Here is an 18,843-nt window from a genome sequence, read left to right on the forward strand (position 1 = left end):
GGGCGTGACCTGCGCGTGGGGGCCTGCACGCTGGAGACATGACCGACACCATCGCGCTCCACAGCGACGAACGCGCCGCCGATGACGGCATTCCGGTGGCCGACCTCACGACGGCCGGGCTCACCCACACGCCCATCCAGCAGTCCATGGACCTCGCCCGGCTCCACGGCCCGGTCTTCAAGCGCAAGTTCGGCGACCGCGAGACGCTGTTCCTCTCCTCGCTGGACCTGGTCACGGAGGTCGCCGACGAGTCCCGCTTCGCCAAGGGAGTGTCGGTCGTCCTGGAGAACGTCAGAGAGTTCGCCGGTGACGGTCTGTTCACCGCGTACAACGAGGAGCCGAACTGGGCCAAGGCACATGAGGTCCTGATGCCGGCCTTCGCGCTCGGCTCGATGCGCACCTACCACCCGGCGATGCTCAAGGTCGCCCGCCGGGTCATGGCGGCCTGGGACCGGCGGGTGGCCGACGGCACGCCCGTCCAGGTCGCCGAGGACATGACCCGGATGACGCTGGACACCATCGGGCTCGCCGGTTTCGGCTTCGACTTCGAGTCGTTCTCCCGCGGCGACAGCGCGCATCCGTTCGTCGAGGCGATGGTGCGCTGCCTCGAATGGAGCATGACGAAGTTCTCCCGCGACCCCGATGCGGACCACTCCGCGGCGGACGCGGCCTTCCAGCGCGACGCCGACTACCTCGCGTCGGTCGTCGACGAGGTCATCGCCGCCCGGACGAAGAGCGGACAGACCGGTGACGACGACCTGCTCGGCCTGATGCTCGGCGCCGGGGGCCAGGGGGACGACGGGCCGGCCCTCGACCTCGCCAACATCCGCAACCAGGTCATCACGTTCCTGATCGCCGGCCACGAGACCACCTCGGGTGCGCTCTCCTTCGCCCTCTACCACCTGCTCAAGGACCCGGTCGCGCTGCGCATGGTGCAGCGCGAGGCCGATGAGCTGTGGGGCGACGAGAGCGACCCCGACCCCTCGTTCGAGGACATCGGCCGGCTGCCGTTCACCCGCCAGGTCCTCAACGAGGCGCTGCGGCTGTGGCCCACCGCCGCCGCCTTCACCCGGCAGGCCCGCGAGGACACGCTGCTCGGCGGCCGCCACCCGGTCAAGGCCGGTGAGCTCGTCACGGTGCTCACGCCGATGCTGCACCGCGACCCCGTCTGGGGCGACAACCCCGAGCTGTTCGACCCGTCCCGCTTCAGCCCGCAGGCCGAGGCGGCCCGCTCGCCGCACGCGTACAAGCCGTTCGGGACCGGTGAACGCGCCTGCATCGGGCGGCAGTTCGCGCTCCACGAGGCGACCATGCTGCTCGCCCTCCTCGCGCACCGCTACCGCCTGATCGACCACGGCGACTACCGGCTGCGCATCAAGGAGACGCTGACCCTCAAGCCCGAGGGGTTCACCCTCACGCTCGCCGCCCGTACGCCCGCCGACCGGGCCGCGGTCCGCGCCGCGCTGGCGGTGCTCCCCGGCGGCGGCGCCGGTACCGCGGACGACACCGCGACCGACGACGGGCTGCCCACCCGCGTCCCCCAGGGCACCGGCCTCCTGCTGTTGCACGGCAGCAACTACGGCACCTGCCGGGAGTTCGCCGAGCGGCTCGCCGACGAGGCCACCGGTCTGGGCTTCGCCGCCGATGTGGCGCCGCTGGACGCGTACGCCGGTGCGCTGCCCGCCGACCGGCCGGTCGTCATCGTCGCCGCCTCCTACAACGGCCGGCCCACCGACGACGCCGCGGCCTTCGTGAGCTGGCTGAACACCGCGCAGGACGGTGCCGCCTCAGGTCTCCCGTTCGCCGTCCTCGGCGTCGGCGACCGCAACTGGGCCGCCACCTACCAGCACATACCGACCCTCATCGACGACCGCCTCGACGCACTCGGCGCCGACCGGCTGCTGCCGCGGGCCGAGGCCGACGCCTCTGGCGACCTGGGCGGCACCGTCAAGGAGTTCACCGCGGCGCTGCGCACCCGGTTGCTGACCCGCTACGGCGACCCGGCGAGCATCGGCGCGAGCGCACCGGACGCCGAGGACACCGGCTACACCGTCACCGAGATCACCGGCGGCCCGCTGGACGCGCTCGCCGCCCGCCACGGCCTCGTCCCGATGACCGTCACCGAGGCCCACGACCTCACCGCCCAGGGCTGGCCGCGGCCCAAGCGCTTCCTGCGGATCGCCCTGCCGGACGGCGTCGGCTACCGCACCGCCGACCACCTCGCCGTGCTGCCGGCCAACGCCCCGGCCGCCGTCGAGCGGGCCGCCCGGGCCCTCGGCGCCGACCCGGACACCGTCCTCGCACTGCACTCCGGCCGCCGCCCGAGCCGCGACACCCTGCCCGTCGACCGTCCCTTGACGGTGCGCGAACTGCTCACCCACCACCTCGAACTGGGGGTCCGGCCGAGCGCCGGGCAGGTGGCGCAGCTCGCCGCGCTCAACCCCTGCCCGCCCGAGCGCCACGCCCTGGAAAACCTCGCCGAGGACGATCCGCGCACCCTGATCGACCTGATCGAGGCCCACCCGGCGCTGCGTGGCGCGCTGCCCTGGCCGACGGTCCTGGAGCTGCTGCCGCCCCTGCGCATCCGGCACTACTCCCTGTCGTCCTCACCCGCGGCCGACCCCCGGCACGCCGATCTGATGGTCTCGCTGCTGCCCGGCGGCACCGGCTCGACGCATCTGCACTCCCTGCGGCCCGGCGACACCGTCCTGGCCCGCGTCCAGCCCTGCCGTGAGGCCTTCCGCCTCGATGCGGCCGATGACACCCCCGTCATCCTGGTCGCGGCGGGCACCGGTCTCGCACCGTTCCGCGGCGCCGTCGCCGACCGCCTCGCCGCGGGCCAGAAGGCCCCCGCCCGGCTCTACTTCGGCTGCGACGACCCGGACGGGGACTTCCTGCACGCCGCGGAGTTCGCCGCCGCCGAGGCCGCCGGTGTCCTCTCGATGCGCCCGGTCTTCAGCGAACGCCCCGAGCGGGGCCACCGCTTCGTCCAGCACCGGATCGCCGCCGAGGCGGCCGAGGTGTGGGAGCTGCTGCAGGCCGGTGCGCGGGTGTACGTCTGCGGTGACGGCAGCCGGATGGCACCGGGCGTACGGGCCGCCTTCCGTGAGCTGCACGGAGCGAGCACCGGCGCCTCGCCCCAGGAATCCGAGGCCTGGCTGCGCGAACTGACCGCCTCCGGCCGCTACATCGAGGATGTGTACGCCGCGGGCTGAGGCCCGGCGCCCTTGTCCCGGCGGGCTGGATCTCCCGGCCCGCCGGGGCCGAGGTGGGGGTGAGAGGGCGTGGCGGGGAGTGGTGGGCCCCGTGCCCGCTACTCCCCGCTTCCCTGCTTCCCGGCCGCACCCGGCAGCTGGACCACCACCAGCGCGATCCCGGCGACCGTGAGGTTGCGGGTCGCGGCCTCCAGCCCGTTCCACTGCTTGGACTGCCACATCGCGAACCACTCGCCGCCTATCGCGAGGAAGCCCACCCCGAACAGCAGCACCATCATCAGCAGCCCGAACGTGCTCATCCGCCGGGCACGGGCGATGCTGCCGCGCCGGGCGCCGACGAACCACAGCGCGGTGGCCGCGAGCAGCACCACCGCGGTCACCGTCTCCCAGGCGATGATCGCCAGATACGCGGCGTCCTGCAGCCCCTGCGAGGTGAGGGCCCGCCACAGCAGGTCCGGGTCCTTGAACGTGGTGTCCATGGCCAGCACATGGCGGACGAAGTCCCGGTTGGTGTCGAAGTCGGTGATGTTGCCGAAGGCGACGAGTGAGATGTAGAGCGCGACCGTTCCGGTGAGCACGGCCGCGGCGAGCGGCACTCCGGTACGTGGTGCGAGTTCGGTGGGGTGTCTGTCGGTCATGCGCCCTCCACGGCGGTTCCTGTCATCTGCTGTTTCCTTGTCTGTCGCGGCCCTTATGGTCCCTCATCTGTCGAACTCCCGTACGCTGCTCCCCGGTCGGCCGGGTGACGCGCCGGTCGAGACGGCGTTCGGGGGCACTGCCGATGGCCGAAGACCTAGAGGGAAGCGGGGCACATGAACGGAAAGCGGTGTGTGGGGACGGTGGCCGCCGCGGCGGCGGCGGTGATCGCGGTGACCGGACCGGCGGCCGCCGAGCCGGCCGCCACGACATACGGCACCAGCACGTCCGTGGGTGTCCACAACGCTTATGACAAGGAGAAGTACCACTACTTCGCGGACGCCCTGGACTCCGGCGCCGCACTGCTCGAACTCGACCTCTGGTCCAACGGGCTGGGCCGGTCCTGGCGCGTCTCGCACAGCAACCCGCTCGGAAACAACAGCAACTGCGAAGGCGCCGCGAACGCCTCGGAACTGCGCACCAAGAACCGCGATCAGGACTTCGCCGGCTGCCTGGCCGATATGAAGGCCTGGCACGACGCCCACCCCGGCCACCGCCCGATCCTGCTCAAGGTCGAGATGAAGGACGGCTTCAACGCCAAGGGCGGCCGCGGGCCCGCCGAGTTCGATGCGCTGGTACGGCAGAAGCTGGGCGATGCGGTCTACGGCCCCGGGGACCTCACCGGCCATCACGCCACCGCCGACGAGGCGGTGCGGGCCGGCGGCTGGCCCTCCCGGGCCGACCTGGCCGGCAAGTTCCTGTTCGAGCTGATACCCGGCACGGTCGAGGAGAAGAACCCCTTCGACAAGCTGTGGACCGACGTCGAGTACGCCGGCCACCTCAAGGACCTTGCGGCGCAAGGGAAGCTGGCACAGTCGACGGCGTTCCCCGCGGTGCACGGAGCCGCTCCCGGCGACCCCCGCGAGCGCTACACCGACCCGGCGCTGCGTCCCTGGTTCGTGGTCTTCGACGGGGACGCCGCGACCTATCTGAACGGCAGTATCGACACTTCCTGGTACGACACCCGCAACTACCTGCTCATCATGACCGACGCCCACAATGTGCCGCCGGTCATCGACGGTACCCACCCGACCGAGGCGCAGGCACTGGCCCGGGTCCGGCAACTCGCCGCCGCGCACGCCAGCTTCGCCACCGCCGACTGGTATCCGCTGCCGTCCGTGCTCACGACCGTGGTGCCGCGCGGGGCATGACGCCCGACGCGGCGGCCCGGGATCCGGGCTGGGCGGCCCGGGGGTCCGGCTCCGTGGTCGCCCGCCGGTAGAGCGCGGCCACCTCCGCGCCGAACCGGCTGCTGTACGAGACGAAGTCGTCACCGCCCTCGTCGAGACCGCCTATCACGCCGATCAGCGACCCGGTGCCGGTGGCCGGGTCGAGGTCGGTGAGCATCGGCCCGCCGCTCGTCCCGTTCGGGAACCCCGGGCAGCTGAACCGGAGTTGGGCCGGGCCCTGGGCGTCCGCCGTGTGCCGGCAGCTGACCGGGGTGTCCTGGTCCTCGGGGTAGCCGGTCAGCTGCGCCGGGCGTCCGGCCGGTGCGCCGAACCGGATCCGTTCGGCGCCGGTGACGTCCTCGATCCGGCCGCCGGGCCGCCCCGCCCGGCGCACCCGCAGGAACGCCACATCGTGGTCGGGGTCCCGGTCGCTGATCCAGCGCGGATCGACTTGGATCCGGGTGGGCACCCACAGGCCGTACGGCGCGATCCCGTCGTGCAGGCCGGGTGCGAACACCAGCCGGGTACGGAAGCCGTCGTCGTGCACACAGTGCGCCGCGGTGACGATGAGGTCTCCGCCGGGGGCATGCACCACGCTGGCCGTGCAGTGGTGGACCGGGGCGCCGTCGTCGCCGGGGGAGAAGAGCGCACCGATCGCCGGTGCGGGCGCCGCCGGGGAGGCCCGCAAGGGCCGGGACGCCGTCAGCGGGGCCGGTGCCCGCGGGGCCGCCGTCCCCTCGCCGTACCGTGCCGTCACCGGCGGCCCCGGCCGCTCCTCGTAGGGGCCGGCGAGCACCGCAGTGGCGGCCTGTTCGCCGTCGGCCCGGGTCGCGAGGTAGGAGCCGGTGGCAGTGTCCCCGGGGGCGAGGAACGGGTCGCGTGACGGGGGGCCCAGGGCCAGCGCGGTGCTGCCCACGACCACGGTCAGGACCCCGAGCGCCAGGGTCGCCCGCAGCGGGACGCCGGGCCGGCCGCGGCCCGTGCAGGCCGGGCCGCCGGGACCGAGGCAGTCCTCGGTCGCCGGTGCCCCGGCGTTCCGGTCCGCCCCGCCGGCGCTGTCCGCCGGCTCGGTCCCGCGTTCGCTCGTCTCCACCAGCAGCCGCCTCGCCGCATCAGCCGGCGTTACCCCGTCGGATGCTGGGGTGACACCGGAACCAGACATTTCACCCAGTCTGATGCAAGGACGCGTGCCATGGTTCGGTCACTTGGCGCAACATTCCGCTCAGGCGACGAAGATCACGAACAGAAAGCCGCACCGGAACCCCGGCACACCCGCCATCCGAGGGGCCCGGCGATCAGGGCGCGGCGAGCGGGACGGCCGCGCCGCAGGAACGCGGACCGCTGGGCCGGTCGGGTGACCCGCGGAGCGCCGCCGTCGGACGGCCCCGGCCCTCCGCGGCGTGCCGTCCGGCGCGTGTCCTGCGACCCGCCGTCCGGCGCGTGCGCTGGGAGCTGCCGTCCGGCGCGTGCGCTGTGACCTGCCGTTCCGCGCATGCCCTGCGGCTCCCGCTCACGCCGCGAGCCGCACCCCCTGCCCCGCGAGGTGGTGCCGGATCAGCGTCTCCGCCAGGCCGGTCTCGTTCGGGAAGTCCATCGGGACGATCCCCAGGCTCGTCCAGCCGCTCCCTTCCGGGCTCTCCAGCAGTCGCTTGACCTGCGGATTGAGACGGTCCGCGTTGGAGCGGGGCGGAAGCAGGGCGGCGGTGCTGACGTAATTGACGAAGAGCTTGCCGGGCTGGGTGACGGCCTTGCGGAACTGGGCCTCGATCTTCGGGTACTTCCCGAACGGCTCCGCCATGTAGTCGTCCTGGATGTCGAACAGCTGCGGATCGGCGTAACGGACGCCGCCCAGACCGTCGGAGTCCGCCAGCAGGACCACCTTGCCGCGGGCCTGGCCCAGCGTCGGCAGACCGGCGTCCAGCCGGAACAGCGACCGGTAGCCCTTGTCGTCCAGGTAGCTGCCGAAGATCCGGCGGAACTCCTCGGCGCTGACCTCGGAGTACTCCTGCTTGACCCGCATCAGCACCGTCTCGGAGGGATGCGCCTGCAGGAACGCCCGGCAGGCGTTGAGCACATCACCGAACATCAACTCCTGGTAGAAGGCGCCGTGATGAATGGCGAAGACGTTGTCAATGGCCCGGCAGCGGACGTCCAGGAAGCGGATACCGCTGGTGAGCTGGGCGTCGACGGGGGTGTTCTGGCAGGCGACCCAGGGGCCGCCCACCCGGGCCCCCGAGTCATGGGTGCCGGGGATGGTCAGCCGCTGGACGGGGGTGGCGTCGCCGAGCGCCGACATCCAGTCCTGTACGGACACCGCGGTCCCCCGGCGCTGGGCCGCGCCGGCCGTGAACTGCCCGCTGCCGACGCCCGCCAGCACCCCGGCGGCCGACAGCCCGGCCGCGCCCCGGAGGAAACCCCGTCGATCCAGTCCCAGCCCCATGCCGCTTCCCCTGTCCGTCGAGTCTGCGTGGGTGCGCGGCAACAGACCCGGCGCGCACCTGCGATCGGGGCATCGAACCACAGGGAGCGTACGGGCGGCACCCGGCCGGCGGACCGGAGGGTCACACCGGCCGGGAAGGGGCGGAAATCAGACGCGGAAGGACAGTGACAGCGCGAAGCGGTCCGCGCTGTCCGTCCACCAGCTGCTCAACGTCAGCCCGGCAGCCGCGAGTTCGGCCCGCACGCCCTCCTGGCGGAATTTGGCCGAGACCTCGGTCCGCAGCTCCTCGCCCGCGGTGAAGCTCACCGCCAGGTCCACTCCGGGGATCTTGACGCTCAGGTCCTTACGGGCCCGTAGCCGCATCTCGATCCACTCGCGCTCGGCGTTCCACAGGGCGACATGGTCGAAGTCCGCCGGGTCGAAGTCGCCGCCCAGTTCGCGGTTGATGACCTCCAGGACGTTCTTGTTGAACGCGGCCGTCACGCCCTGCGGGTCGTCGTAGGCGGCGACGAGTGTGGCCTCGTCCTTGACCAGGTCGGTGCCGAGCAGCAGGGCATCGCCCGGGGAGAGCATGTCGTGCACGGAGTGCAGGAACGCGGAGCGCTCCTCGGGGAGCAGATTGCCGATGGTGCCGCCGAGGAAGGCGAGCAGCCGCGGGCCGGGGGTGTCGGGGAGTTCGATGCCCTGCTGGAAGTCGGCGACCAGCGCATGCACGGTGAGACCGGGGTGTTCGGCGAGCAGCGTCTCACCCGCCACGGCCAGCGCGGATTCGCTGACGTCGATGGGCACATAGGAGTGCAGTCCGGTCAGCGCGCCGAGGAGATGGCGGGTCTTGTCGGAGGAGCCCGACCCCAGCTCGATCAGGGTGCGGGCCCGGGTGGCCGCGGCGATGTGATCGGCACGGGTCAGCAGGATCTCCCGCTCGGCGCGGGTCGGGTAGTAGTCGGGCAGCTTGGTGATGTCCTCGAACAGCTCGCTCCCGCGGGCGTCGTAGAACCACTTGGGCGGCAGCTGTTTGGGGGTACGGGACAGGCCCTGGGTGACATCGGCGCGCAGTGCGGCCGCGGTGGCGTCGGCAGGGAGGGTGCGGGTGATGCTGAGCGGGCTCACGTAGCGGGCTCCTTGAGCGGGGTGAGGTGGACATCGGTCCCGGTGGCGCGCAGCAGAGTGCGGTCCGGGACCTCGGTCCAGTGGGGGGAATCGTCGTACGGTTCGGAGGCGACCACCGTGCCGCCTTGGGGAACGGCCAGGTGGCACAGCGTGTCGCCCCAGGTGGTGGCGGCGATGGCGGTGCCGTCGGTCAGCAGCAGATTGAGGCGGGAGGCGGGCGCGGCCGTGGCGACCGCAGCCACCGTGCCGGCCAGCGCCTCACCGAGCTCGTCGCCCTTCGCCAGCCGATGCCGGACCAGCGCCCACAGAAACGCCGCATCGCAGCGCGCCGGCAGCCGCAGCAGCTCTCCCGGCGGCAGCTCGGCCGCCAGCGGGGCGAGCGAGTCCGGCCAGCCGGACACCGCGCCGTTGTGGCTGAACAGATAGCGCCCCTCGGTGTACGGCGCGGCCGCGGCCTCGGCGTCCGCACCGGCCACGGTGGCATCGCGCACGGCGGCCAGCAGCGCGCCGGTGCGCACCACCCGGCCCAGGTCGGGCAGCAGATCGTCGCCCCAGATCGGTCCGGCCCGCCGGTAGCGGGCGGGCACCGGATCGCCCGGCGCGTACCAGCCGACGCCGAACCCGTCGGCGTTGACCGTCCCGTGCCGCTGCCGGCGCGGTTCCCACGACTGCCGCAAGAGGCTGTGCGGAGGGGTCAATATGATCTCGCCGAAGGGTATCTCCGGTCCCAGATAAGCAAGATGACGGCACATCAGACATCGGCCTCCCGGGCCGGCCGGGCCCCGGCCGTCATGCGTCCGCCGCCGGGTCGGCGTCCCGGGCGGTACGGAACCCGGAGAAGATCTGCCGCCGGACGGGCAGGTCCCAGTTGCGGAAGGTGCCCCGGCAGGCGACCGGGTCGACGGCGAACGAGCCGCCGCGCAGCACCTTGTACTCGTCGCCGAAGAACACCTCCGAGTACTCCCGGTAGGGGAAGGCGGCAAAGCCCGGATACGGCAGGAAGTCGCTCGCCGTCCACTCCCACACATCGCCGATCAGCTGCCGTACGCCGAGCGGCGAGCGGCCCTCCGGGTAGCTGCCGATGGGGGCGGGCCGCAGATGCCGCTGGCCGAGGTTGGCGTGCGCCGGAGTGGGGTCCTCGTCGCCCCAGGGGTGGCGCCTGGACCGCCCGGTCGCCGGATCGTGCCGGGCGGCCTTCTCCCACTCGGCCTCGGTCGGCAGCCGCCGGCCGGCCCAGCGCGCATAGGCGTCCGCCTCGTACCAGCTCACATGCAGCACCGGCTCGTCCGGTGGCACCGGCTCGGTCACCCCGAACCTCCGGCGCAGCCACTGGCCGCCGTCGCGCTTCCAGAACAGCGGTGCGCGCAGCGTGTGCTCCTGCACCTGGTCCCAGCCCTGCGTGGTCCACCAGCGCGGCTCCTCGTAGCCGCCGGCCTCGATGAACCGCTGGTAGGCGCCGTTGCTGACGGGGGTGGTGTCGATCAGGAAGGAGGGCACCAGCCGGGGGTGTGCGGGCCGCTCGTTGTCCAGCGCCCAGGGCTCGGTGGAGGTGCCCATGGTGAACGGCCCGCCGGGCACGAGGACTTCGGCGGGAAAGATGTCGTCGGAGGCGGGCGGCGGCTCCGGGGCGGTGAGCACGGCCGGGCCGCGGCGGAGCTGGTGGGTGATGAGCATGGTCTCGTCGTGCTGCTGCTCATGCTGCGCGATCATGCCGAAGGCGAAGCCGGAGTCGAGCAGCGGACCGCCGTGCAGCTCGGCGCGCTCCAGGATGTCCAGCACCCGGCCGCGGACCTCGGCGACATAGCCGTGCGCCTCGTCGGGTGCGAGCAGCGGAAGCGAGGGGCGCCGGGCACGGGGGTGCTCGAAGGCGTCGTAGACGGAGTCGATGTCCGGGCGCAGCGCGTCCCCGCCGCCCACGGTGCGCAGCAGCCACTGCTCCTCCTGGTTGCCTATGTGGGCCAGGTCCCACACCAGCGGGGACATCAGGGGGGAGTGCTGCGCGACGAGGTCGGGATCCTCGACACAGGTGGTCAGCAGGCGGGTGCGGTCACGGGCGGCGAGCAGCGCCGAGGCCGCGCGCTCGCGGAGGAGCTCGGGATCGAGGGTCACTGGCTGTCCTTCCCAACGAAGGGTCACTGGCTGTCCTTCCCAACGATGAGATCGCCCTCCGCGGCGTACAGGGCGTCGAGATGATCGTCCGCGGGGCAGCGGCCGGGTGTCACATAGCGTTCGGTGAACTCCGCGACCGCCGCGAGTACCTCGGGGGAGGCTCCGAGCCGTGGCAGGGCTTCCTGGGCGGCGGCGAAACAGGCCACCGCCGCGGTGTGCAGTTCCGGGTCGGTCAATGCCCCGCGGGCGGCGCGCCGCCACAGCGGATTGCGCGGTGCCGGCCGGGAACCCGCCGTCTCCGCAAGGGGTTTGACGATGCGGTATGCCCGCTCCGCGGCCTCCGGGTCGTCGAACAGCGCGGCCGTGACGGCGAGCGGTACGACCCACCCGGCGTCGCCCGACTGTGCGTCGATCATCCGCAGTTCCAGATGGCCGCGCGGCCGTACGGGCGGGAAGAGGGTGGTGAGGTGGTAGTCCAGATCCTCCCGGGTGGGCGGTCTGGGCGCGCCGGTACGGATCCACTCGCGGAAGGTGAGCTCCTCCGGGGCGTCCCAGGGCCCGTCCTCGGTGCGGATGCACATCACCGGAGCGTCCAGGACATACGCCGCCCAGGCGGTGCGCGGGTCGGGCCCCTGCGGCGGCGCGAGCGTACGGCCCGGGTCGAGCTGCGACCAGACGACCTGGCGGGTGGTGCGGTAGCCGGTGGGGCAGCCCTCGCTGGTCGGCGAATTGGCGAAGGCCGCGGCCAGCACCGCGCCCAGCAGATGCGCCAGCAGCCAGCGCCGGCCGTGCCCGAGCGGCCCCGGCTCCTCGTAGCCGGCGTCCACACACACCTGCACGGACGCGGTGGCGCACATCATGGACCGCCCGGCGGAGCCCCAGCGGTCGAAGTACGCCTCCATGGCGTTGTAGCGCGGTTCGGTCAGCACCCGCTGCGGGCGGTGCCACGGATTGTGACCGTGGCCGGCCATGCCCAGGCCCATGGCCAGCATGGCGGGGCGGACCAGTGCGAGATCGGCGGTGACCGCCTCGATGCACTCGGTGAGGGTGCGGGCGGGGAGTGAGCTGAGCTCCAGCTGGCCGCCGGGCTCGAAGGTCAGCAGGGAGCTGAGGGGAAGGGCGCGCAATGTCGTTGCCGCGCTCTGCAGCCGGGCCGGTTCGATGGGACATCGGGGGTTGCGCGCGTCGTGGACCAGCCATTCGATCTCGACGCCGATACGGCGCGGCGGCCCCGTCTTGAAGCATATTCCGCGCAGGTGAGCTTCCAGCTCCGCTTCCTTTTCCGCAGGTCGTACGGGCATGGAATCCCCTTCCCTCGTGGGGTGGCGGCAGGATTGCCGCCCTCCACCTAATCCGCTGCGGGCGATGCACTCAAGGGCGCGTTCGCGCCGTGGTCGGCGGGACGGGCTTCCACGGGGCGAGCGGGCCGTCCGGGCCGGGAGACCCCGGACGGAGCCGCGGCGCCCTCCCGGCGCCAGAACGGCCTTCTGGCCCGCCGCGGCGGCCGGTGACCGGACCGGCGGGCGGAGGACGGGGGGCGGGAAGGGGGTACGGCCGTTCGAGTGAGTGCCGGATGGGGTGTGTTTTGCCGTGACGGCGGCCCGGCACGTCCGCCGTCCGGTGTCACTGGCGATAGCCCGCCAGGAAGCGCCCGATCCGGCTGATCGCGGCGTCGAGGTCATCGGCGTGCGGGAGGGTGAGGATGCGGAAGTGGTCCGGGTGCGGCCAGTTGAAACCGGTTCCCTGAACGACCTGGATCTTCTCCCGCAGGAGGAGGTCGAGGACGAACTTCTCGTCGTCGTGGATCTTGTGGACGGCGGGGTCGAGGCGGGGGAAGGCGTAGAGCGCGCCCTTGGGCTTGACGCAGGAGACGCCCGGGATCTCGTTCAGCCGCTCCCAGGCCCGGTCGCGCTGCTCGCGCAGCCGGCCGCCCGGCAGTACCAGGTCCTCGATGGTCTGGCGGCCGCCGAGCGCGGCCTGGATGGCGTACTGGGCGGGCGCATTCGGGCACAGCCGCATGGACGCGAGGGTGCCCAGGCCCTCCAGGTAGTCGGCGGCGTGCTGCTTGGGGCCGGAGACCACCAGCCAACCGGAGCGGAATCCGGCCACGCGGTAGGACTTGGACAGCCCGCTGAAGGTGAGGCAGACCAGGTCGGGGGCGAGCACCGCGGCGTGGTGGTGGACCTCGTCGTCGTACAGGATCCGGTCGTAGATCTCGTCGGCGAAGACCATCAGCCCGTGGCGCCGGGCGAGGTCGAGCATGCCCTCCAGCAGCTCGCGGGGGTAGACCGCGCCGGTCGGGTTGTTCGGGTTGATGATGACCAGGGCCCGGGTCCGGTCGGTGATCTTCGAGGCGAGGTCGTCGAGGTCCGGCAGCCAGTCCGCCGACTCGTCGCAGAGGTAGTGCACGGCCTTGCCGCCCGCGAGCGTGGTGACCGCCGTCCACAGCGGGAAGTCGGGGGCCGGGATGAGGACCTCGTCGCCGTCGTCGAGCAGCGCCTGCACCGCCATCGAGACGAGTTCCGAGACGCCGTTGCCGAGGTAGATGTCGTCCACATCGACATCCGGCAGTCCGCTCTGCTGGTAGCGCTGGGCCACCGCGCGGCGGGCCGGGAGGATGCCCTGGGACTCCGTGTAGCCGTGCGCGCGGGAGAGGTTGCGCAGCATGTCCTGCAGGATCTCGTCCGGGCACTCGAAGCCGAACAGCGCCGGATTGCCGGTGTTCAGCCGCAGCACGCTGTGGCCGGCCTCCTCCAAGGCGTCCGCGTGCTCGATCACCGGCCCGCGGATCTCGTAGCAGACGTCGGCCATCTTGCTGGACTGCTTGAACTGCATTGCGGTGGCCTCCCGGTCCCTCGCTCACCGCGCGGCGCGGCGGCACTCGTTACACCGTACTTGGTTTTACCAAGTTGGGACTTGGAAAGTCCAACCTCTGTCTATGCTGGGTGTCATGCCGCGCCGAAGTTATGACCAGTACTGCGCCGTTGCCCGAGCCCTGGACGCCGTGGGCGACCGCTGGACGCTCCTGATCGTCCGGGAGCTGCTGGGCGGCTCCCGGCGCTACACCGATCTGCACGCCGATCTGCCGGGCGTCAGCACCGATATGCTCGCCTCCCGCCTCAAGGACATGGAGCGGGACGGTCTGGTCACCCGCCGCCGGCTCGCCCCGCCCGGAGCCGCCTTCGTCTACGAGCTCACCCCCCGTGGCCGCGCGCTGCTGTCCGCGCTCACCGCCCTCGCCGACTGGGGCGCCCCCGCCCTCGACGAGAAGCGCCCGACGGACGCGGTGCGGGCCCACTGGTTCGCGGTGCCCCTGATCGCCCGACTGGCCCGGCACTTCACGGAGGGCGTCGAGGTGGTCGGTATCGCCCTCGACGAGGGTGAGTTCCATGTCGTCCTCGGGGGCGAGGGGGCGGGGGCCGACGGCCTGCATTCCGACGGCCTGCATTCCGACGGTCCGGATGTCGGGGCGGGCGGCGGGCTCGGCTACGCGGACGGTCCCGCCGCCTGCCCCGACGTCCGGCTGCGCATGGACACCGCGACCTGTGCCGAGGTCGCGTACGATCGCCTCTCCCTCGCGCAGGGAATCGAATCCGGCCGGATCGTGGTCACCCAGCCCGAGGCGGCCGGCGAACGGCGGCGACGAAAGAGGACGGCAACGGCATGACGGCGCGCCCACTGGCGGTCTTCGACCTGGACGGCACCCTCGCCGACACCACCCACCGGCAGCATCTGCTGCAGCGCGCCCCGCGCGACTGGAAGGCCTTCTTCGCGGCCGCCACCGAGGACCCGCCGCTCGCCGAGGGGGTGGCCCTGGCCCTGCGCAGCACCGAGGACTGCGAAGTCGTCTACCTCACCGGCCGCCCGGAGCGCTGCCGCCGCGACACGCTGGCCTGGCTCGCCCGGTACGGGCTGCCCGAGGGCCGGTTGTGGATGCGCCCCGAAAGCGACCGGCGCCCGGCCCGGCACACCAAGCTGGAGATCCTGCGCCGGATCGCCCGCGGCCGCGAGGTCCGCCATGTCGTCGACGACGACGAACTCGTCTGCGACGCATGCGAGAAGGCCGGATTCCCGGTGATACGGGCCCGATGGGCCACCCCGTCCGAGACCCTGCGGGACGCCCAGCAGCGGGCCGGGCGCACCTGAGCTTCCTCGCGCGCCGGGGCGGGGGCGCGGACCGCCCCGCCCTCCCGCTCGGGCCGCATCCGCCGCCCTGTTCGGTCGAGTTGACGATGCGTCAGCAATGGACCGGGGGACGCTCGGGACGTGGATCAGGCATCAGGCATGAGGTATCAGGCGTGAGGTATCAGGCGTGAGGTGCAGGAACCCGGGCGCGCGCCGGGCTTGCGCTCTGCCGGCCGTCGCGTGGCCCACGAGGGCCCGCCGGGCTTCCGGGTCGGAGGGCCCCGGCTTCTGGGGCGCGCTCCGCGGTGAGTAGCCGCACCGCTGCCTCGGACGGCGAGCCCTGGGCCGCGATGTACGCCGTCACGCCGGGGGAGGTGCACGGGGGAGGTGCCGGGGGGTGTCCGGAAGCGTCGCCGCGATGTGGCGGAGACTGTTCCCTAGGGGATACCGACCGCTTAGTATGTCGCTGGCGAGGGCGCCGGTGCGCCCTCCGCCCCACCCGCGTATCCAAGGTCAGTGGAGGCACCAGGTGAAGGCATGGCGCGTACACGCGAACGGCGAGCCGTGTGAAGTGATGCGGCTGGAGGAGGTGCCGGACCCGCAGCCGGGACCGGGTCAGCTGCTGCTGCGGGTGCGGGCCGCCAACGTCAACTTCCCCGACGCCCTGCTGTGCCGCGGGCAGTACCAGGTCCGGCCGCCGCTGCCGTTCACTCCCGGCGTGGAGATCTGCGGCGAGGTGCTCGCCGCGGGGGAGGGGGCGGCCGGTGAGACCGGGGCGCGGGTGCTGGCCCAGCCGCCGCTGCCCGACGGCGGCTTCGCCGAACTCGCCGTCGTCGACGCGCAGACGGTACGCCCGGCCCCCGAGGCGCTGGACGACGCCGAGGCCGCCGCACTGCACATCGGCTACCAGACCGGCTGGTTCGGACTGCACCGCCGGGCCCGGCTCCAGGCGGGCGAGACCCTGCTCGTGCACGCCGCCGCCGGGGGCGTCGGCAGCGCCGCCGTACAGCTCGGCAAGGCCGCCGGCGCGCGGGTCATCGGTGTCGTGGGCGGCGAGGACAAGGCCCGTGCCGCCCGCGAGCTGGGCTGCGACGTCGTCCTCGACCGGCGCCACGACGACATCATCGCCGCCGTGAAGGAGGCCACCGGCGGCCGCGGCGCGGATGTGGTCTACGACCCGGTGGGCGGTGAGGCCTACGCCAAGTCCGTCAAGTGCATCGCCTTCGAGGGCCGGATCATCGTCGTCGGCTTCGCCGGCGGCGCCATCCCTACCCCGGCCCTCAACCACGCGCTGGTGAAGAACTACGCGATCCTGGGCCTGCACTGGGGCCTCTACAACACCAAGGACCCGGCCGCGGTCGACGCCTGCCACGAAGAACTGGCCAAGCTCGCCGCACAGGGCGCCGTCAAGCCGCTCATCGGCGGCAGGTTCCCGCTGGAGGATGCCGCCGAAGCCGTCCAGCGGGTCGCCGACGGTACGTCCACCGGCCGGCTCGTCATCCTGCCCGCGGCCGAGGAGACCCGATGACCGACGCCGAAGACCTGCGCCGGCGCACCGCCGAGCTGCTCGCCGCACACCCGCCCACCCGTCGCCCACCACCACCCTTGGACGAGGGCCCTGCGGGCCCGCACCTCTGGTCTGCCACCGACCGGCTGGAGTTCCTGCGCGCCCGCTTCGACGCGGGACTGGCCTGGGTCCACTACCCCGAGGGCCTCGGCGGGCTGGACGCGCCACGCTCCCTGCAGGCGGTCGTGGACGCGGAGCTGGCGGCCGCCGGCGCCCCCGGCAACGACCCCGGCCGCATCGGCATCGGCCTCGGGATGGCCGCGCCCACCATCCTGCGCTTCGGCACCGACGAGCAGAAGCAGCGTCTGCTGCGCCCGCTGTGGACCGGCGAGGAGGTGTGGTGCCAGCTGTTCAGCGAGCCCGGCGCCGGCTCCGACCTCGCGGCACTGGCCACCCGCGCGGTCCGGGAAGACGGGGGCGAGGCCGGGAGCGGGGGAGACTGGATCGTGGACGGCCAGAAGGTCTGGACGTCCAGCGCACATCTGGCCCGCTGGGCGATCCTGATCGCCCGCACCGACCCCGGCCTGCCCAAGCACCGCGGCATCAGCTACTTCATCTGCGATATGACCGACCCCGGCGTCGAGGTGCGTCCGCTGCGGCAGATCACCGGCGAGGCCGAGTTCAACGAGGTCTTCCTCAGCGGCGTCCGGATCCCCGACGCGCACCGCCTCGGCGAGGTCGGCGAGGGCTGGAAGGTCGCCCAGACCACGCTGATGAACGAGCGGGTCGCCATCGGCGGCGCCCGCATCCCCCGCGAGGGCGGCATGATCGGCGTGGCCGCCGCCGACTGGCGCGCGCGGCCCGCACTGCGCACCCACGATCTGCACCAGCGGCTGCTGACGCTGTGGGTGGAGGCCGAGGTCGCCAGGCTGACCGGCGAGCGGCTGCGCCAGCAGCTCTCCATGGGCCAGCCCGGCCCCGAGGGCAGCGGTATGAAGCTGGCCTTCGCCCGGCTCGCCCAGGAGATCAGCGGCTGGGAGGTGGAGTTCCTCGCCGAGGACGGTCTGACCTACGACGACTGGACGATGCGCCGCCCCGACGGGGTCGACTTCACCGGCCGCGAGGCCGGCTACCGCTATCTGCGTGCCAAGGGGAACTCCATCGAAGGAGGCACCTCGGAAGTGCTGCTCAACATCGTCGCCGAACGTGTGCTGGGGCTGCCGCCCGAGCCGCGCACCGACAAGGACGTCGCGTGGAAGGACCTCCCCCGATGAACGACGGGACACCCCTGACCGGCACCCCGGCAGCCGGCCCCGGCCCCGGCCCGGACCCCGACCCCGACCTCCTGTACTCCGAGGACGAGGAGGCGCTGCGCGCCGCCGTACGGTCGCTGCTCGCCGACCGCAGCGATCCGGCCACCGTGCTCGCCGGCCTGGAGTCGAAGGCGGCCTACGACACCGGCCTGTGGCGGGCGCTCGCCACGGACATCGGCGCCGCGGGGCTGCTGGTGCCCGAAAAGCTCGGCGGAGCGGGCGCGAGCGCCCGCGAGGCCGCCGTGGTGCTGGAGGAGATCGGCCGCTGTGTCGCGCCCGTCCCCTATCTGACCAGCGCGGTCATCGCGGTGACCGCGCTGCTGGGCTGTGGCCACGGCCAGGAGGACGTCGCCGCGCCGCTCGCCGCGCTCGCCGGGGGCGGCACCGTCGGGGTGCTCGCCGTCCCGCTGCCCACCGCTCCGGGCGGGCCGGCAACACCGGCCGTACGGGCCACGTCGGACGGTGCCCTGACCGGCCGGGTGACCTCGGTCGCCGACGCCGCGGGCGCCGAACTCCTCCTGGTCCCGGCCGAGGGTCCCGACGGCCCGGCCCTCTACGCCGTCGAGGCCTCGGCGGACGGCGTCCGCACCGACCCCGTCACTCCGCTCGACCTCACCCGTCCCCTGGGGCACCTCACCTTCGAGGGTGCCCACGGCCGGCTCCTGGCGACCGGGGACCGGGCCCGCACCGCCGTCGAACGCGCCCTGCTCACCGGTGCCGGGCTGCTGGCCTCGGAACAACTGGGCGTCGCCGAATGGTGCCTGGCCGAAACCGTGCGCCACACGGCCGAGCGCACCCAGTTCGGCCGCCCCGTCGGCTCGTTCCAGGCGCTCAAGCACCGGATGGCCGCGCTCTGGCTGGAGGTGGCGTCGGCCCGCGCCGCCGCCCGGAATGCCGCGGACGCACTGGCCACCGGCAGCGACGATGCTCCGGTGGCGGTGGCCGTCGCCCAGGCGTACTGCGCGCCGGTGGCGGTGCGCGCCGCCCAGGAGTGCCTCCAGTTGCACGGCGGCATCGGTATGACCTGGGAACACCCGGCCCATCTGTTCCTCAAGCGGGCCAAGAGCGATGAGCTCGCCCTGGGGTCGCCGGGACGGCACCGCGAGGCCCTGGCGGGGCTGGTCGCCCTCGACGCCCCGTAGGGGGCGTCTCCCCCTGG

The 18,843-nt window shown here is 73.0% G+C and carries 15 protein-coding genes; 7 read left to right on the forward strand and 8 right to left on the reverse strand.

All coding sequences use genetic code 11. The features are described 5' to 3' along the window. Window positions 1-38 precede the first annotated feature (38 nt). The gene (locus ACF088_RS13530) at window positions 39-3,215 is read left to right on the forward strand and encodes a bifunctional cytochrome P450/NADPH--P450 reductase (protein WP_392375844.1); all 3,177 of its coding nucleotides are present in this window, start codon (window positions 39-41) and stop codon (window positions 3,213-3,215) included. A gap of 98 nt (window positions 3,216-3,313) precedes the next feature. Here ACF088_RS13530 and ACF088_RS13535 read toward each other — a convergent pair whose 3' ends face one another. After that, window positions 3,314-3,853 carry a DUF2165 domain-containing protein gene (locus ACF088_RS13535; RefSeq protein ID WP_392375845.1) on the reverse strand — a complete coding sequence of 180 codons (540 nt, stop codon included), beginning with the start codon at window positions 3,851-3,853 and terminating at the stop codon, window positions 3,314-3,316. A gap of 174 nt (window positions 3,854-4,027) precedes the next feature. On the opposite strand from ACF088_RS13535, the gene ACF088_RS13540 reads away from it, so the two are divergent. Next, the gene (locus tag ACF088_RS13540) at window positions 4,028-5,062 is read left to right on the forward strand and encodes a phosphatidylinositol-specific phospholipase C domain-containing protein (RefSeq protein WP_392375846.1); all 1,035 of its coding nucleotides are present in this window, start codon (window positions 4,028-4,030) and stop codon (window positions 5,060-5,062) included. Here ACF088_RS13540 and ACF088_RS13545 read toward each other — a convergent pair. From ACF088_RS13545 to ACF088_RS13575, 7 genes are all read right to left on the reverse strand, one after another. Continuing rightward, a complete protein-coding gene (locus ACF088_RS13545) occupies window positions 5,034-6,173 on the reverse strand; it encodes a trypsin-like serine peptidase (protein WP_392375847.1) in 1,140 nt (379 codons plus the stop codon). The two genes, ACF088_RS13540 and ACF088_RS13545, sit on opposite strands and share 29 nt — an antisense overlap. A 417-nt stretch (window positions 6,174-6,590) precedes the next feature. Then, window positions 6,591-7,520, reverse strand: a complete 930-nt coding sequence (locus ACF088_RS13550) for a phosphatidylinositol-specific phospholipase C domain-containing protein (RefSeq protein ID WP_392375848.1) — start codon at window positions 7,518-7,520, stop codon at window positions 6,591-6,593. 147 nt (window positions 7,521-7,667) lie between these two features. Further along, window positions 7,668-8,630, reverse strand: a complete 963-nt coding sequence (egtD, locus tag ACF088_RS13555; RefSeq protein ID WP_392375849.1) for an L-histidine N(alpha)-methyltransferase — start codon at window positions 8,628-8,630, stop codon at window positions 7,668-7,670. Next, window positions 8,627-9,382: an ergothioneine biosynthesis protein EgtC gene (gene egtC, locus ACF088_RS13560; RefSeq protein ID WP_392375850.1), complete on the reverse strand. Its 756-nt coding sequence runs from the start codon at window positions 9,380-9,382 to the stop codon at window positions 8,627-8,629. The genes egtD and egtC overlap by 4 nt, the downstream gene beginning before the upstream one ends. Window positions 9,383-9,419: 37 nt before the next feature. Then, window positions 9,420-10,739, reverse strand: coding sequence for an ergothioneine biosynthesis protein EgtB (gene egtB / locus ACF088_RS13565; RefSeq protein ID WP_392375851.1), 1,320 nt, complete (start codon window positions 10,737-10,739; stop codon window positions 9,420-9,422). A gap of 23 nt (window positions 10,740-10,762) precedes the next feature. After that, window positions 10,763-12,040, reverse strand: coding sequence for an ergothioneine biosynthesis glutamate--cysteine ligase EgtA (egtA, locus tag ACF088_RS13570; protein WP_392375852.1), 1,278 nt, complete (start codon window positions 12,038-12,040; stop codon window positions 10,763-10,765). Window positions 12,041-12,362: 322 nt separating this feature from the next. Then, window positions 12,363-13,574, reverse strand: a complete 1,212-nt coding sequence (locus ACF088_RS13575; RefSeq protein ID WP_392375853.1) for a pyridoxal phosphate-dependent aminotransferase — start codon at window positions 13,572-13,574, stop codon at window positions 12,363-12,365. A gap of 115 nt (window positions 13,575-13,689) precedes the next feature. On the opposite strand from ACF088_RS13575, the gene ACF088_RS13580 reads away from it, so the two are divergent. From ACF088_RS13580 to ACF088_RS13600, 5 genes are all read left to right on the forward strand, one after another. Continuing rightward, the gene (locus ACF088_RS13580; protein WP_392375854.1) at window positions 13,690-14,406 is read left to right on the forward strand and encodes a winged helix-turn-helix transcriptional regulator; all 717 of its coding nucleotides are present in this window, start codon (window positions 13,690-13,692) and stop codon (window positions 14,404-14,406) included. Then, the gene (locus ACF088_RS13585; RefSeq protein ID WP_392375856.1) at window positions 14,403-14,885 is read left to right on the forward strand and encodes a hypothetical protein; all 483 of its coding nucleotides are present in this window, start codon (window positions 14,403-14,405) and stop codon (window positions 14,883-14,885) included. The genes ACF088_RS13580 and ACF088_RS13585 overlap by 4 nt, the downstream gene beginning before the upstream one ends. A 508-nt stretch (window positions 14,886-15,393) precedes the next feature. After that, window positions 15,394-16,392, forward strand: a complete 999-nt coding sequence (locus tag ACF088_RS13590) for an NADPH:quinone oxidoreductase family protein (RefSeq protein WP_392375857.1) — start codon at window positions 15,394-15,396, stop codon at window positions 16,390-16,392. After that, the gene (locus ACF088_RS13595; protein ID WP_392375858.1) at window positions 16,389-17,645 is read left to right on the forward strand and encodes an acyl-CoA dehydrogenase family protein; all 1,257 of its coding nucleotides are present in this window, start codon (window positions 16,389-16,391) and stop codon (window positions 17,643-17,645) included. Before ACF088_RS13590 ends, ACF088_RS13595 begins: the two co-directional genes overlap by 4 nt. Then, window positions 17,642-18,826 carry an acyl-CoA dehydrogenase family protein gene (locus ACF088_RS13600; RefSeq protein WP_392375859.1) on the forward strand — a complete coding sequence of 395 codons (1,185 nt, stop codon included), beginning with the start codon at window positions 17,642-17,644 and terminating at the stop codon, window positions 18,824-18,826. The genes ACF088_RS13595 and ACF088_RS13600 overlap by 4 nt, the downstream gene beginning before the upstream one ends. Window positions 18,827-18,843: the final 17 nt, after the last annotated feature.

The organism is Streptomyces sp. NPDC015125 (genome assembly GCF_043080045.1).
Lineage (GTDB): Bacteria > Actinomycetota > Actinomycetes > Streptomycetales > Streptomycetaceae > Streptomyces.